The 836-nt window shown below is 46.7% G+C and carries 1 protein-coding gene; it reads right to left on the bottom strand.

What is annotated here, in order from left to right:
• Nucleotides 1-301: 301 nt before the first annotated feature.
• A partial coding sequence (locus M0413_RS22655; protein WP_249555746.1) for a substrate binding domain-containing protein occupies nucleotides 302-836 on the bottom strand: 535 nt, incomplete at its 5' end.

The raw sequence follows: 836 nt of genomic DNA, 5'->3' as shown, positions 1-836 counted from the left end.
AAGTGGTTAGCGCGTATTTGTGTGAAATAGCCGTCATATAAGCTGTAAAGATATATGGACAAAATGCTGATGCTCGATGCGCTTGTAGTTAATGGCTCATACTTAATCGGTCAGGCCTAATCGACTTAAGCTCCGCGCGTTAACTTTCAGCCTGAGCATTAGCATCACATTCCTAAACGTAAAAAGCCTAGCCAATTTGCTAGGCTTTTTTGTTATCTAAATGGCCATGGTCACTCAACATGGGGGTGTGAATAAAGGAGTGGCGATGTAAGTAAAGGATAATGCCGCTGCGATAAAGTGCCTAGCCCATCAAGGATTGTAGGCTTTCTTGGCTGCTAAAGCGTTTGACGAAAAAGTCCAAGAAGGCGCTGATATTGGTTGCTAATTGTCTGCGACTCGAATACACCCCGTAGACCTTAAAGGGTTCAATCGGCCATTCCTGTAAGATTGGCACTAGCTGGCCGTTGGCGAGTTCGGTTTTGCAGGCGGAGTTTGATAGCATTGCAATCCCAAAGTCATCGAGGGCTAACTGCTTAACCATTATCGGGCTATTGACCCTGACTTTACGCTGAAAGTTTACCATGGTTTTGCGAGCACCTTTGCCTAAGGGCCATATGGGTGCTGAGCGGGATGTCCCTAGCAGAATACCACTATGGTCGCTCAGCTCCTTAGGTGTTGCGGGGGTGCCGCGTGCTTTTAAATAGCCAGGGCTTGCTACCAGAATTGGTTGACGCTCGAACAGTAATCTTGCAACAAGATCAGAGGATTGCAGTGGTCCATATTTGATAGCTATGTCATATCCTTCACCCACCAAACCGATATCGTTGTCGGTAAAC

The sequence above is a fragment of the Shewanella sp. 8A genome, assembly GCF_023475945.1.
Taxonomy (GTDB): Bacteria; Pseudomonadota; Gammaproteobacteria; order Enterobacterales; family Shewanellaceae; genus Shewanella; species Shewanella xiamenensis.
This window is presented reverse-complemented; position numbering and strand designations above follow the sequence as displayed.